Below are 13579 nucleotides of genomic sequence, written 5' to 3'. Positions count from 1 at the left end.
TAATTCACGCAGCCTCGGCAGTGGCCGGGCCGACTATAGTCGCCACACCGTCGCCGCTCAGCACACGGGCGAGGTTGCCGGTCTCGCGGATATTGAACACGACTATCGGGATGTTGTTCTCGCGGCAGAGCGCCACGGCAGAGGCGTCCATCACCTTGAGATTGTCATTCAACACTCGGTCGAATGTCACTGATTCATACCGCTTTGCAGAGGCCACCTTCTTGGGATCGGCATCATAAACCCCGTCGACGCTAGTGCCCTTGTAGAGCGCGTCACAGCCCATCTCGGCGGCGCGCAGGGCGGCGGCAGTGTCAGTCGTGAAGAAGGGGTTGCCCGTCCCGGCCGCGAAGATGACGATGCGGCCCTTTTCCATATGCCGCACCGCGCGGCGGCGGATATATGGCTCGCACACCGTTTCCATGGGGATGGCGGACTGCACCCGGGTCTGATGCCCCATGCGCTCCAGCGCATTCTGTACGGCCAGCGCGTTCATCACTGTAGCGAGCATGCCCATATAGTCAGCGCTGGTACGATCAAAGCCCTTGGCGGCAGCGGCAAGGCCGCGGAAGATGTTGCCTCCGCCCACGACCATGCAGATCTCGAATCCCGCATCCTTGGCCGCGGCGACCTCCCCCGCGATACGATCCACCGTTATGGGATCGATGCCGAAAGCGCCCTCGCCCATCAGCACTTCGCCGGAAAGCTTCAGCAGAATGCGCTTGGGCGTGGGTCGTGTCATAGGTCTTGTGAGTCCGCTTTAGATACAGGAATGGCGCGCACCTTAATGAGCACGCGCCACTGTGCCAAGCGCCGAGGCGCCCGGAAGTAAAATATAGCTCAGACGCCAGCTGCCGCTGCGACCTCCGCCGCGAAATCGCTTTCTTCCTTCTCGATGCCTTCGCCGAGCTGGAAGCGGACATAGTGCTTGAGCGTAATCGAAGCGCCAGCTTCCTTCGCCGCCTTGGCAACGACGTCTGCGACCGGAGTCTTGTTGTCCATCACGAACAGCTGAGACAGCAGCGCATTCTCCTTGGCGAACTTCGCCACCGCGCCATCGACCATCTTGGCGACGATCTCGGCAGGCTTGCCGCTCTCGGCAGCCTTCTCCGCCGCAATTGCGCGCTCGCGCTCCAGCAGGGCGGGGTCGATCTGATCCGCAGACAGCGCCAGCGGGAATGCCGCCGCGATGTGCATCGCAAGCTGCTTGCCGAGGGGCTGGAGCACGTCTGCCGAGGCATCACCTTCCAGTGCAACCAGAACGCCGATCTTGCCGAGACCGGGAACGACCGCGTTGTGGACATAGTCCACAACCAGGCCGTTGTTCACCGACACGGAGCCGACGCGGCGCAGCGTCTGGTTTTCGCCGATCGTGGCGATATTGGCGACGAGCTTTTCCGACACAGTGCCGCCGCCCGGATAATCGGCGGATGCCAGCGCCTCGGCGTCGGTCGCGCCGTTGGCAAGCGCCACATTGGTCACGCTGCGCACGAAATCCTGGAACTGGTCGTTCTTGGCCACGAAGTCAGTCTCGCTGTTCACCTCGACAGCGACGCCCTTGGTGCCGGCCACGGCAACGCCCACAAGCCCTTCGGCAGCCGTGCGGCTCGATTTCTTGGCGGCGGCGGCGAGACCCTTGGCGCGCAGCCAGTCGACAGCGGCTTCCATATCGCCATTGGCTTCGGTCAGGGCCTTTTTGCAGTCCATCATGCCCGCGCCCGAGCGGTCACGCAGTTCCTTGACAGCGGCGGCAGTAATCTCAGCCATCATCAGTTCCTTTGAAAGAGGTTTCAAAACGGGCGGGCGCCCACCGGTATGCTACCGCCAAGCGCCCTGCCCAGAAAATATTACAGTCTGGCGAAGCTCACGCTTCGGCGGCGACGGCTTCCTCGACCGGCGGCTCTGCAAGCGCGCCAATGTCGACGCCGGAGGCCTGCTGCGCTCCGCGGCTGCCACGGGTCGCTGCGGTTGCAATCGCCTCGCAATAGAGGCGGATCGCGCGGCTGGCGTCATCATTCGCCGGAACCGGAAAGGCGATGCCATCGGGCGAGACGTTCGAATCGAGGATCGCCACGACCGGGATACCCAGCGTGTTGGCTTCCTTGATCGCCAGCTCTTCCTTGTTGGCGTCGATCACGAACATCACGTCAGGAATGCCGCCCATGTCGCGGATGCCACCCAGGCTGAGCTCCAGCTTGTCACGCTCGCGCGTCATCTGGAGGACTTCCTTCTTGGTGAGGCCGTGGGTGTCGCCCGACAGGCGCTCTTCGAGCGTCTTGAGGCGCTTGATCGAGCCGGAGATCGTCTTCCAGTTGGTGAGCATACCGCCCAGCCAGCGATGGTTGACGAAATGCTGGCCAGACTTGCGCGCGCCCTCGGCGATCGCTTCAGCCGCCTGGCGCTTGGTGCCGACAAACAGCACCTTGCCGCCGGCTGCAACGGTGGCGGAGACGAACTCGAGCGCGCGGGCGAACAGCGGCACGGTCTGGCTGAGATCGAGGATGTGAACGCCGTTCCGCTCGCCAAAAATATATGGCTTCATGCGAGGATTCCAGCGGTGGGTCTGGTGACCGAAATGTGCGCCGGCCTCGATCAATTGCTGTATGGTGACGACAGGTGCCGCCATGGTCTTTCTCCTTCCGGTTTTACCTCTGGGATTCAGTAACCGCGTCGTTCAGACCCGGCACCGGTATGTGCGAATCCCATGTGGAATGCGGCGCCATTAGTTGGAGAGCGGCAGAATTGCAAGATGAAATGGGGTGTTGACTTCACTGCTAGAAGAGAACATATAGGGAACATGGAACCGGAAACGGCTAATATGCGTTGCTCCGGATGGACTTGAGATCGACGGGTGGTGAATATGATGACGGCAACCGCACTGATTTTTCCCCTGGCGCTGGTGGCGGCCCTGAGCACGATTGCAGTGATGCTGCGCAACTATGCGGGCAAGATGATGGCCGCACTTCGAATGGAACTGGATGAAGTCATCCCGGAAGCTCCGTTGCCACCTGCTCGCATCGCGCCGCGCTCGATTTTGGTTGCGCCCGCGCGCACAGCTGTTGCTCCCGCTCCGCTCCCCCTCGTCGCCTAGGGGCTGTGGGGATTCAATTCATATAGGCCTGCAAAGCGCTATTTTCTGCGCTTCGGTGCTCACGTACCTTTAAGTACGCTGCGCTCCGATGCTCGAAAACCCCCCTTTTCGGCTCTATCTGAACTGAATCCCCACGGCCCCTAATCCGTCGATCAACCCTACCGTGCGGCCGCCGATCTGATCTTGCGATAGCTGATCATGCCGAACGGGATCATCGCGAGATAGAGGACCGAAATCGCCAGCAGCGTGGCCCACGGTTCCGTAAGCAACAGCCCGGCAAGCAATCCTGCTACAGCAATCGCCTCAAGCCTGATGGTCCGCCGCAGCCTCAACGCCGTCCAGCTGAACGTCGCGATGCTCGAAATCATCAGGAAAGCAACAAAAGCCGTCCACGGCGCAACGAGGTAAAAGCTCCGGAAAATTTCCTGGTCGGTTACGAACCAAAGATACATCGGCACGAACAACAGGCCCGCCCCCGTTGGCGCCGGAACGCCAGTGAGGAAGCCAGCAGATTTGTGCGGCTGCTCATCCGCATCGATCGCCGCGTTGAACCGTGCGAGCCGCAGCGCACACATCAGCGCATGAGCCAATGCCAGCACCCAGCCCAGCTTTGGTAGAAATTGTAGCGACCAGAGATAAATGATGATCGCAGGAGCAACACCGAAGGCGATATTGTCGGAAAGCGAATCCAGCTCCGCACCGAACCGGCTTTCGCCATGCAACATCCGGGCGATACGCCCGTCGAGCCCATCCAGCACCCCCGCCAGGATCACGCTGCCCACCGCAAGTTGCCACTGGCCGCTCATGGCGAAGCGCACCCCCGTGAGGCCGAAGCACAGCGCCATCGCGGTCACCGCATTGGGTGCCACCTGCCTCAGCGAGATGCCGCGCCGCAACCCCTTCGGTATCGCGCGGCGGCGCCTCACTGGAAAATTCCGCGCATCGGCTCGGTTTCGCCGAGCCTGGCAATCACAGTCTCGCCCGCTATAGTTCGCTGGCCCAGTACCACACGCGGCACTGTGCCCTCGGGCAGGTAGATGTCGACCCGACTGCCGAACCGGATGAGGCCGATGCGCTGGCCTGCCGCCACCACGTCTCCTGGCTTCACGAACGGCACGATTCGCCGCGCCACCAGCCCGGCTATCTGCGTGAAGCCGATCCGCAGCCCGTCGGCGCGCTCAACGACGATATGCTGGCGCTCATTATCCTCACTCGCCTTATCAAGATCTGCATTGATGAACTTGCCCGAGATATAGACGACCTGACGGATCGTGCCCGCAATCGGCGTGCGATTGATGTGGACATCGAACACGCTCATGAAGATCGACACCCGGATCATGGGCGCTGTGCCGATACCGTCCACGCCTGCAATCTCGCGCGGCGGCGGAACTTTCTGGATAAGGGTGATGAGGCCATCCGCCGGAGCGACAAGAAAATCCTGCCCCTGTGGGGTCGCGCGCACGGGGTCACGGAAAAAGGCGAAGACCCATATGCTCGCGCCCACCATCAGCCAGGCCAATACCTCCCACCCGAGCACCCAGAACAACAGGGTTATGCCGACGGCGATGGCACCGAACTTGCGCCCTTCCGGATGAACTGCGGGGAAGCGCCATTTGACGCCGGATTGCGAGTCGACGGGCGTCAACGCGCCTTGCGACCTGTCTATATCTGGTTCCATGCACGGGACATTAGGCGCTGATGCCGCCCAATACAACGCCCCAGAGAGGCGCCGATATAGCTTTCGGCAAGGGTTCCCCCCTATAAGGCTGAGATGAGATGTTGAAACCGCGGCGCGCTTTGCCTAGAGCGCATCGCATCCTCCCCTTATCCAGATAGAAGGCAGACGAGAGCCATGGCCAAGATCAAAGTCAAAAACCCGGTCGTCGAGATCGACGGCGATGAGATGACCCGCATCATCTGGGAATGGATCCGCGAACGCCTGATCAAGCCCTATCTGGACATCGACCTGCATTATTACGACTTGGGCATGGAGGAGCGTGACCGCACCGACGATAAGGTGACGGTGGACTCCGCGAACGCAATCAAGAAATACGGCGTCGGCGTGAAGTGCGCGACCATCACGCCGGATGAAGCGCGGGTCGAGGAATTCAAGCTCAAGAAGATGTGGAAATCGCCCAACGGCACGATCCGCAACATTCTCGGCGGAGTCGTCTTCCGCGAGCCGATCGTGATCCGCAACGTGCCGCGCCTCATTCCAGGCTGGACCGACCCGATCGTCGTCGGCCGCCACGCCTTTGGCGACCAGTACAAGGCGACCGATTTCCGCGTGCCCGGTCCCGGCAAACTCCGCCTTGTTTGGGAGGGAGACAATGGCGAGGTGATTGACGAGGAGGTGTTCCAGTTCCCGGGCTCCGGCGTCGCGATGGGAATGTACAACCTCGATGACTCGATCCGCGATTTTGCCCGCGCCTCGATGAACTACGGCCTGGGCCGCGGTTGGCCCGTCTACCTCTCGACCAAGAACACGATCCTCAAGGCCTATGACGGTCGATTCAAGGATTTGTTCGCTGAGGTTTACGAAGCCGAGTTTGCCGACAAGTTCAAGGCAGCCGGTATCGTCTATGAGCACCGCCTGATCGACGACATGGTCGCATCTGCGCTGAAGTGGAGCGGCAAGTTCGTCTGGGCCTGCAAGAACTATGACGGCGACGTCCAGTCAGATCAGGTGGCGCAGGGTTTCGGCTCGCTCGGCCTCATGACCTCAGTGCTGATGACGCCTGATGGCAAGACCATCGAAGCCGAGGCGGCGCACGGCACCGTTACCCGCCACTTCCGCCAGCACCAGCAGGGCAAGGCGACGTCCACCAACCCGATCGCCTCGATCTTTGCGTGGACGCAGGGCCTTGTCTATCGCGGCAAATTCGACGAAACGCCCGAGGTCACCCGCTTTGCCGAGACGCTGGAAAAGGTGTGCGTGAAAACCGTTGAAGACGGCGCGATGACCAAGGATCTTGCGCTGCTGATCGGCCCGGAGCAGGCCTGGATGACGACCGAGCAGTTCTTCGAGGCAATCCGCACCAATCTCGAAGCCGAGATGGCGAGCTGGAAATAAGCTCCGGCGCCTGACCGAGCCACCTGCTCATGACGCCCGCGCCTTACCTGCGCGGGCGTTTTCAATTCCCGGCCATTTTTTGATTTGGCCCATGACAGCTTCGCCTGCGCCTGCTTTATAGAGCGCCTATGGCACTGGAGATTCACAGCACCAGCGGACTGAGCGATACTCTGGTCATCCTCGGAGCGGCGGGCGTCGTCATCCCCATGTTCGCCCGCTTCCGTATCAGCCCGGTAATCGGCTTCATTCTCGCGGGCCTGATCGTCGGCCCATCGGGGCTGGGCGCGATGACACAGGAATATCCCTGGCTTTACTATGTGAGCATCTCGCGCCCGGAAGCGATCGCGCCCTTTGCCGAGTTGGGCATCATCCTGCTGCTGTTCTCCATCGGACTGGAGCTGAGCTTCAAGCGGCTTTGGAGCATGCGGCGGATGGTGTTCGGAGTCGGTGCACTCGAATTGGGTGGATCCGCGCTCCTCATCGCCATCATCCTCACTTTGATGGGGAACAGCCCGCCAGCGGCCATCGGCCTCGGCCTCGCACTTGCGCTTTCTTCCACCGCGCTCGTGCTGCCGATGGTCGGCACCAGATCTCAGGTGGGCAGCACCGCCTTTTCGATGCTGCTTTTCGAGGATCTGGCGTTGGTGCCGATCATCTTTCTGCTCGGCGCCATTGCACCCGCAAGCGGAGGAGGAGACCTTGGCGGCCTGATGAGCACGCTGCTGATCGGCGGAGTGACCGTGATCGCGATGCTGCTTGCCGGGCCGTTCATCCTGCCGCGCATCTTCGCACAAGCCGCGCGTACCAAAAGCCCCGAGGTGTTCCTGGCCGCCAGCCTGCTCGTCGTGATCATGGCGAGCCTTACCACTGCGCTCACCGGCCTCTCGCCCATCGTCGGCGCGCTGCTTGCCGGGCTGATGATCGCCGAGACAGATTATCGCAGCGAGGTGGAGGGCATCACCGCGCCGTTCCGGGGGCTGGCGCTAGGCGTCTTCTTGCTCACGGTGGGGATGAGCCTCGACCTCAAGATCATTGCCGAGCAATGGTCCGCTCTCCTGCTCGCAATCTTTGGGGTCGTGGTCATCAAGACGCTGGTCACCGCCACGCTGTTGCGCCTGAACGGTGCCCGCCGGAGCCTCGCCGCCGAGGTGGGCCTGTTGATGGCCAGCCCTTCCGAAACGACTCTGATCGTTCTGGCCACTGCGTCTGCGGCGAACATCATCAATCAGGATGCGGCCGTGTTCTGGCAGATTGCGACCGCCATCGGCCTTACGCTCACCCCGCTGCTGGCGCGCGCGGGTCATGACCTTGCCCGCCGCATCGAACACCGCGCCCATACGCGGGAGTCGCAGGATGAGCCGCAAGCCGAGGGCGCGCAGAGCGAACGTACGGTTGTGCTGGGGTTCGGTCGTGTCGGGCGCATGGTGTGCGATCTACTGCGCGGGCACGATCAACCCTATATTGTGGTGGATTCAGACCCCGACATCGTGCTGGAGGGCCGGCGAGAGGGCTATTCCGTCCGATTTGGCAATGTCACGCGGCCACAAACCCTCGAGAGCCTGGCGCTGGAGAATGCCAGCGTGTTGATCCTTACGATGGATGACCCCGTGCTGTGTGTACGCATAACCGCCACCGTCCGCGCCGCATTTCCTGACCTGCCGGTTATTGCCCGCGCGCGCGATGCCGACCATGCCAGCCAGCTCTACAAGGCCGGGGCGACCGAGGCCGTGCCCGAGACGCTGGAAAGTTCACTTCAGCTCGCTGAGACGGCGCTGGTCGAACTGGGCGTGGCGATGGGCCCGGTCATCGCATCAATCCATCAGCGGCGCGAGGACCTGAGGCAGGATATCAAGAGTGCGGCGCGGCTGGAGCACGCACCGCGCCTACGCCGATTGCGTAAGGAAGACCAGCCTGCTGCCTGAGGTGGCTCACCCTCTCCCCCGCGCCATTGTGACGCCGATCGATTCTCCGTTCTCGGACAGCGCGAGCTTCACAATTTTCACCTCCACGTGCCGCACCTTGCCATCCTGCAGAAAGACCGTGTCGATGATATGGTCCGCCACCGCCTCGATCAGCTTGAAATGCCGATCTTTCGGCAACGCATCCGTGGCGGCGTGCTTGAGATCCATATAGTTCTTCGACCGGCTCAGCGGGGTGTCCGAATCATAATGTGGTTCCTGCGCGATCAGCGCGCGCACCGATATTTTCAGCGGCTGCGGAAGATGGGTCTCTTCGGAATAGATCCCGGTGAGGATGTCGACATGCAGGTCCTCGACCTCCAGCGCCAGAAAATTCTCCTCGGATGTACGATAGGCGGCCATGCGTGTCGATGCTCCCCTGCGATGCGCGCAGAATTATCTTTCCTTTTGCGGCTCGCGCGCTAAAGGGCGCGGCTCCCGGGCGCTCATGCCCTTTTACCGACAGAACAGCAAGCGTGACGACCCTTTTCCCCCTGCACAGCCAGTCAGAACCCGCAATCGACGCCCTGCTCGACGCGGCATTCGGAACGGACCGCCATGGCCGTACCGCCTATGCCATCCGCACCGGCATGCGCTGGCTGCCGGAATTCAGCTATGCTCTGGCCGACGGTGCGGGGGCTTTTGTGGGGCTGTTGCAGAGCTGGCCGGTCGCACTCGTCGGCGACGACGGCGTAGTCACGCCGCTCATCATGGTTGGCCCTGTCGCGGTGCTCCCAGCGCGGCAGGGCGAGGGGTTCGGCAAGCTGCTTATGGATCGGCTGATCACCGACGCGGACACGAGCGCCGACGCGCCGCTGATGATGATCGGTGACCCGGAATATTATGGCCGCTTTTGGGGATTCAGCGCTGATTTGACCAAGGGGTGGCGAGCGCCGGGCCAGGTCGAACAGAGGCGTTTGCTCGCACGCAGTGTTCCCGGCTCTGCGCTGCCTGCCTTGCTCAGCGGTGTACTGGGGCCCAGAAAATAGTTCCCTGCCGCTGCGCTATGCCAGCGCCCCGTGGCAATGCTTGTACCGCTTACCCGATCCGCAGGGGCACGGCGCATTGCGACTGACTCCCAGATGTGCATAGGGATCGCCGCCAATCTCCCCCGCGGCAATGCCGGGAATGCGCGTGGTAACGAAGCCGTTCTCGTCGACACCCGGTCCGCTGCCGCTATCGGCCGCATAATTAGTGATGAAATCCGGCAAAGTCGGCAGATTGGGCACGTCGGCAGCATTCTCGAACTGGAACTGCACTCGAGCGATCGTCTGCGTTACGTCGTCACGGATGTTGCCGAGCATGCGCTCGAACAAGGCAAAGGCCTCGGCCTTGTACTCGTTGATCGGCGTCTTCTGGGCGTAGGCGCGCAGATGCACAACCTGACGTAGCGCGTCTAGCGTCGCCAGATGCTCCTTCCAGTGATGATCGAGATTCTGGAGCAGAATGCTCTTCTCGATGTTGTGCCAGCTGCCCTCATCAAGTGCCGCCGCCTTTTCTGTCACCGCCGCATCGGCCAGCGCGACCAGACGCTCCTCGATGATTTCTGGCGCGACCGTGTCCTCCGAGAGCCAGCCGTCGATGTCCGGTTCCAGGTTGAGCCGTGACTGCACCGCCGCTTTCAGTCCTGTGACGTCCCACTGTTCCGGATATGTGCCGGGGGGGCAGTGCGCGCCGACGATGTCGTTTACCGTCTCGTGCCGCATGTCGACAACGACGTCATCGACCGTCTCGGCGTCCATGATGTCGCCGCGCTGCTCATAAATCACTTTGCGCTGGTCATTCATCACGTCATCATATTCGACGACCTGCTTGCGGATGTCGTAGTTGCGCGCCTCGACCTTTTTCTGCGCAGTCTCGATCGCCTTGGACATCCATTTGGAGGGGGGCAGCGCCTCGCCATCCTCCAGGCTGGAGCGCATCATGCGGGCGAACAGCGTGTCCGGCCCGAAGATGCGCAGAAGATCGTCGTCGAGGCTCAGGTAAAAGCGCGAAAGGCCCGGGTCACCCTGACGACCCGAGCGGCCGCGCAGCTGGTTGTCGATGCGGCGGCTCTCGTGCCGCTCCGTGCCGATGACGCAAAGGCCGCCAGCCTCGAGAACCTGCGCCTTTTCCATGGCTATTTCCACGCGGATACGCTCTATTGCGGCATCGCGCTCCGGCCCTTCGGCCAAGTCCTTCAGTTCGTCCTCGATGCGGAACTCAAGGTTTCCGCCGAGCTGGATGTCGGTGCCGCGCCCGGCCATGTTGGTGGCGATCGTCACCATGCCCAGCCGCCCCGCCTGCGCCACGATATGCGCCTCGCTTTCGTGGAATCTTGCGTTCAAAACGCTGTGTTTCACGCCCTCTTTGTGCAAAAAATCGGATAACATCTCCGATTTCTCGATGCTGACCGTGCCGACAAGCACCGGCTGACCCTTGGCCTGATGTTCACGGATCGTCTTCGCGATGCCGGCGAACTTGTCCTCGATGCTCTTGTAGAACAGGTCTTCCTCGTCCTGCCGCTGCACCGGAACGTTGGTGGGGATCGTCACCACGTTCATCTTGTAGATCTCGTGGAACTCGGTCGCTTCGGTCGCGGCGGTGCCGGTCATGCCCGAAAGCTTGGGATACATGCGGAAATAATTCTGGAAGGTGATCGAGGCGAGCGTCTGGTTCTCCGGCTCGATATTGACGCCTTCCTTCGCCTCCACCGCCTGATGCAACCCATCCGACCAGCGGCGCCCATCCATCATGCGGCCGGTGAACTCATCGATGATGATGACCTTGCCGTCCTTGACGATATAATCGATGTCGCGCTTGAACATCTTGTTGGCGCGCAGCGACTGGTTGACGTGGTGGACGACCTGCGTATTCTCGAAATCATAAAGGTTGGAGCCGACGAGCAGGCCGGCATTTTCAAGCAACCGCTCTACCTTTTCCGTGCCATCCTCGGTCAGCGTGATGTTGCGCTGCTTCTCGTCCTTCTCGTAATCCTCTTCGGAAAGCTGCTTTACCAGCGCGTCGACGCCGATATACAGCTCGGACTTGTCGTCCGTCGGGCCTGAGATGATGAGCGGCGTACGGGCTTCGTCGATCAGGATCGAGTCCACCTCGTCGACGATCGCATAATTGAAGGGCCGCTGGACCATCTGCGCGCGGTCATACTTCATATTGTCGCGCAGATAGTCGAAGCCCAGCTCGTTGTTGGTGGCGTAGGTGATGTCGGCGTTGTAGGCTTCGCGCCGCTCGTCTTCGCGCAGGCCGGGGACGATCACACCGGTGGTGAGGCCGAGGAAGCGATAGATCTGGCCCATCCAGTCGCAGTCACGCCGGGCAAGATAATCGTTGACAGTCACGACATGCACGCCCTTGCCTTCGAGCGCGTTCAGATAGGTAGCCAGCGTCGCCACCAAGGTCTTGCCCTCGCCGGTGCGCATCTCAGCGATCTCGCCACGGTGGAGCACGATACCGCCGATCATCTGCACATCGAAATGGCGCATGCCGAGCACGCGCTTGCCCGCCTCGCGCACGGTGGCGAAGGCTTCGGGCAGCAGATCGTCGAGCGTTTCCTTGCCGCCTGCCAGCCGCTCACGGAATTTACGGGTCTGATCCCGCAATTCCTCGTCGGTCAGCGCGGAAATGGAGCCTTCGAACCCGGCGATCTGGGAGACCAGCTTGCCCAGCGACTTGACGTAACGATCATTGGACGAACCGAAGAGGGATTTGGCGAGCGCGCCGAGCATGAAATCATCCTGACTGACGATGTGCGCCGCCCCTCGCAGAGCACGCGCTTAAAATACCGCCGCGATGTAGGATCAGGGCGGCGGGAAGTCAATTGAGGTGGTCGCGAACTGCGGACGCGACGGGGGCTAGGGCAGCTTGCGAAGGATGCGCTCGACATACCAGAATCGCGTTGAGACTGGCGGGCCATCCAGTGTTCTGACCGGCGCGAAGGTTCGATAGAGAAAGGACTCTCTGCAGACATCCCGCGCCAGGGAAGCACTCCCTCTCTGTTGAGTCAGGCTGCACTTCGTAATGGTCCCTGTGGGATCCATCTCCATAGCGAAGACGAGCAACGATCTTTGCTCGAATCCCAGGACGGGCTGCATTGCCCTGTCTCTCGCGGCTTCGCTGAATGCGTTGGCAATGGTCATTTGCACGTCAATCAACGGCTGGGAACCATAGTTGCGCATTTCCAAGCCCGCCAAGCGGGGCATGTTGTCGAAGTTCGGGCAGGAGAAATCGTCGGCTGGCGAAGGCGGATTCCTGAATACCAGCGCACAGTGCTGAACGGCGCCAATCTGGTCTATCGACAGAAGGTACGAAGCATCCATCTCCAGCAAGGGCCGATTGCCCGCCTCGGGCAATTTCCAGAAAAAGCGGCTGCTCCAGACATCCGCTACCGGGCGCCCTTTGGCGTCGTGCGCGGGAGAAAACTGCGCGCGCCGTTGCACGAGATCGCACACCGCGTTATCCAGAATCTCGAAATTGCTGCTCGTTACAATCTGGCAATGGCTCACCTTCCCCGCAGGATCGATATAGAGGCGGAAGTTCACCAAGCCAGACACGCCCATCCTCAAGGCGACCGCAGGATAATCATCCGAACTGAACCATGAGCCAGGTTGCGATATGGGCTTGGCACGCACTTTGGGCACCGGCGGCAGAGGAGGTGCGGGCTTTGTGAGCAGCGGAGCGGGCGGGAGCATGACCGGCTGCGGCGCCAGCGGTGGTGCCTTCGGTATATCGGCCCTCGCGGCGCTGATGCTGAGGGCAGCGACAGCCACCAGCATGATGCCCCTTATCATACTCATAATGCTACCGCCCCCATGGCCCGGCCGCATCAGTGCCAGCTCCTTGAGCGCATGACAAGCGAGGTCCACCCCGATGGTTCAAGCGATGCTATGGAGCCATTCGCTGATGGCCTGGCGCGCAACCGGCGATATGGCCACATAAACGCGGCGGCCGTCTGTATCATCTTCGCTTCGCTCGATCAGGCCGTGCTTTTCCATCTTGACGAGATAGCGAAGTGCTGTGGTGGGAGGGACCCCGGATGCAATGCATGCACTGCTGACGGATATGCGCTTCGACTCACAGGCGGCAATAAACAGATCCAGCAGCATGTCCCACACGGGCTCTCCCATCAGCTCCTTCGGCAAGAAGCTTGCGCGCGCTCGGCGCAGCTCGACGAACTGCCGCGCACGGCCGATGAGTTCCCCGACATGAAAACTGTTTCCGAATGCGGAATTTTCTTGAGGCGTTACAGCTAGATGGCCGGTCTCGTCAGGCATTGTTCTCACATGGAACTATAAACTGGCTACCATAGGCCTCGCACAAACCGAAATTCTTGATTTTGAATAACAAAATAAAGATATTAACGAGCCCTATCGCGATAACATTGGTCCATTCTGGATATACCATACCGTTTTTCATGTTTTAACGATGAATGGAACCGGGTGTTTACTCCATTATGAATGTATT

General features: G+C 61.1%; 13 protein-coding genes. 4 read left to right on the top strand and 9 right to left on the bottom strand.

The window, feature by feature from the left end; genetic code table 11:
* Nucleotides 1-4: 4 nt before the first annotated feature.
* The 3 genes from pyrH to rpsB all read right to left on the bottom strand — a co-directional run bounded on the left by pyrH (nucleotide 5) and on the right by rpsB (nucleotide 2623).
* Complete coding sequence (pyrH, locus tag OOT33_RS04325; protein WP_307748781.1) at nucleotides 5-739, bottom strand: UMP kinase; 735 nt, start codon at nucleotides 737-739, stop codon at nucleotides 5-7.
* A 98-nt stretch (nucleotides 740-837) separates the two neighbouring features.
* On the bottom strand, nucleotides 838-1764 hold the full coding sequence (tsf, locus tag OOT33_RS04320) for a translation elongation factor Ts (RefSeq protein ID WP_307748780.1): 927 nt from the start codon (nucleotides 1762-1764) through the stop codon (nucleotides 838-840).
* Between the two features lie 97 nt (nucleotides 1765-1861).
* Nucleotides 1862-2623, bottom strand: coding sequence for a 30S ribosomal protein S2 (rpsB, locus tag OOT33_RS04315; protein ID WP_307748779.1), 762 nt, complete (start codon nucleotides 2621-2623; stop codon nucleotides 1862-1864).
* 234 nt (nucleotides 2624-2857) lie between these two features.
* Between rpsB and OOT33_RS04310 the strand changes: the two genes are divergently transcribed.
* On the top strand, nucleotides 2858-3088 hold the full coding sequence (locus OOT33_RS04310; protein WP_307748778.1) for a hypothetical protein: 231 nt from the start codon (nucleotides 2858-2860) through the stop codon (nucleotides 3086-3088).
* A 158-nt stretch (nucleotides 3089-3246) separates the two neighbouring features.
* Here the strand turns inward: OOT33_RS04310 and OOT33_RS04305 are convergent, their stop codons facing one another.
* Both OOT33_RS04305 and OOT33_RS04300 read right to left on the bottom strand, forming a co-directional pair.
* A complete protein-coding gene (locus OOT33_RS04305) occupies nucleotides 3247-4014 on the bottom strand; it encodes a CDP-alcohol phosphatidyltransferase family protein (protein ID WP_307748777.1) in 768 nt (255 codons plus the stop codon).
* Nucleotides 4011-4766 carry a phosphatidylserine decarboxylase gene (locus OOT33_RS04300; protein WP_373690491.1) on the bottom strand — a complete coding sequence of 252 codons (756 nt, stop codon included), beginning with the start codon at nucleotides 4764-4766 and terminating at the stop codon, nucleotides 4011-4013. The genes OOT33_RS04305 and OOT33_RS04300 overlap by 4 nt, the downstream gene beginning before the upstream one ends.
* Nucleotides 4767-4940: 174 nt before the next feature.
* Between OOT33_RS04300 and OOT33_RS04295 the strand changes: the two genes are divergently transcribed.
* The gene (locus OOT33_RS04295; RefSeq protein ID WP_307748775.1) at nucleotides 4941-6161 is read left to right on the top strand and encodes an NADP-dependent isocitrate dehydrogenase; all 1221 of its coding nucleotides are present in this window, start codon (nucleotides 4941-4943) and stop codon (nucleotides 6159-6161) included.
* 128 nt (nucleotides 6162-6289) lie between these two features.
* Nucleotides 6290-8083 (top strand): cation:proton antiporter, encoded by a 1794-nt coding sequence (locus tag OOT33_RS04290; RefSeq protein ID WP_307748774.1) that lies wholly within the window; start codon nucleotides 6290-6292, stop codon nucleotides 8081-8083.
* Between the two features lie 6 nt (nucleotides 8084-8089).
* Here the strand turns inward: OOT33_RS04290 and OOT33_RS04285 are convergent, their stop codons facing one another.
* Nucleotides 8090-8482 carry a dihydroneopterin aldolase gene (locus OOT33_RS04285; protein ID WP_307748773.1) on the bottom strand — a complete coding sequence of 131 codons (393 nt, stop codon included), beginning with the start codon at nucleotides 8480-8482 and terminating at the stop codon, nucleotides 8090-8092.
* A 113-nt stretch (nucleotides 8483-8595) separates the two neighbouring features.
* Here OOT33_RS04285 and OOT33_RS04280 point away from each other — a divergent pair, with 113 nt between their 5' ends.
* Nucleotides 8596-9108, top strand: coding sequence for an N-acetyltransferase (locus OOT33_RS04280; protein ID WP_307748772.1), 513 nt, complete (start codon nucleotides 8596-8598; stop codon nucleotides 9106-9108).
* Between the two features lie 15 nt (nucleotides 9109-9123).
* On the opposite strand, the gene secA is transcribed toward OOT33_RS04280, so the two are convergent.
* From secA to OOT33_RS04265, 3 genes are all read right to left on the bottom strand, one after another.
* On the bottom strand, nucleotides 9124-11844 hold the full coding sequence (gene secA / locus OOT33_RS04275; RefSeq protein WP_307748771.1) for a preprotein translocase subunit SecA: 2721 nt from the start codon (nucleotides 11842-11844) through the stop codon (nucleotides 9124-9126).
* Between the two features lie 126 nt (nucleotides 11845-11970).
* Nucleotides 11971-12891, bottom strand: a complete 921-nt coding sequence (locus OOT33_RS04270) for a TonB family protein (RefSeq protein WP_307748770.1) — start codon at nucleotides 12889-12891, stop codon at nucleotides 11971-11973.
* A 99-nt stretch (nucleotides 12892-12990) separates the two neighbouring features.
* Nucleotides 12991-13389, bottom strand: a complete 399-nt coding sequence (locus OOT33_RS04265) for a winged helix DNA-binding protein (protein ID WP_307748769.1) — start codon at nucleotides 13387-13389, stop codon at nucleotides 12991-12993.
* Between the last annotated feature and the right edge of the window lie 190 nt (nucleotides 13390-13579).

It is taken from the genome of Sphingobium sp. DEHP117, assembly GCF_030867385.1.
In the GTDB taxonomy this organism is placed as follows: Bacteria; Pseudomonadota; Alphaproteobacteria; order Sphingomonadales; family Sphingomonadaceae; genus Sphingobium.
This window is presented reverse-complemented; position numbering and strand designations above follow the sequence as displayed.

Excerpts from the sequence above, each read along its gene's own strand:
- pyrH (WP_307748781.1), bottom strand. The coding sequence starts at position 739 with ATGACACGACCCACGCCCAAGCGCATTCTGCTGAAGCTTTCCGGCGAA.
- tsf (WP_307748780.1), bottom strand. The coding sequence starts at position 1,764 with ATGGCTGAGATTACTGCCGCCGCTGTCAAGGAACTGCGTGACCGCTCG.
- rpsB (WP_307748779.1), bottom strand. The coding sequence starts at position 2,623 with ATGGCGGCACCTGTCGTCACCATACAGCAATTGATCGAGGCCGGCGCA.
- OOT33_RS04310 (WP_307748778.1), top strand. The coding sequence starts at position 2,858 with ATGATGACGGCAACCGCACTGATTTTTCCCCTGGCGCTGGTGGCGGCC.
- OOT33_RS04300 (WP_373690491.1), bottom strand. The coding sequence starts at position 4,766 with ATGGAACCAGATATAGACAGGTCGCAAGGCGCGTTGACGCCCGTCGAC.
- OOT33_RS04295 (WP_307748775.1), top strand. The coding sequence starts at position 4,941 with ATGGCCAAGATCAAAGTCAAAAACCCGGTCGTCGAGATCGACGGCGAT.
- OOT33_RS04290 (WP_307748774.1), top strand. The coding sequence starts at position 6,290 with ATGGCACTGGAGATTCACAGCACCAGCGGACTGAGCGATACTCTGGTC.
- OOT33_RS04285 (WP_307748773.1), bottom strand. The coding sequence starts at position 8,482 with ATGGCCGCCTATCGTACATCCGAGGAGAATTTTCTGGCGCTGGAGGTC.
- secA (WP_307748771.1), bottom strand. The coding sequence starts at position 11,844 with ATGCTCGGCGCGCTCGCCAAATCCCTCTTCGGTTCGTCCAATGATCGT.
- OOT33_RS04270 (WP_307748770.1), bottom strand. The coding sequence starts at position 12,891 with ATGCTGGTGGCTGTCGCTGCCCTCAGCATCAGCGCCGCGAGGGCCGAT.
- OOT33_RS04265 (WP_307748769.1), bottom strand. The coding sequence starts at position 13,389 with ATGCCTGACGAGACCGGCCATCTAGCTGTAACGCCTCAAGAAAATTCC.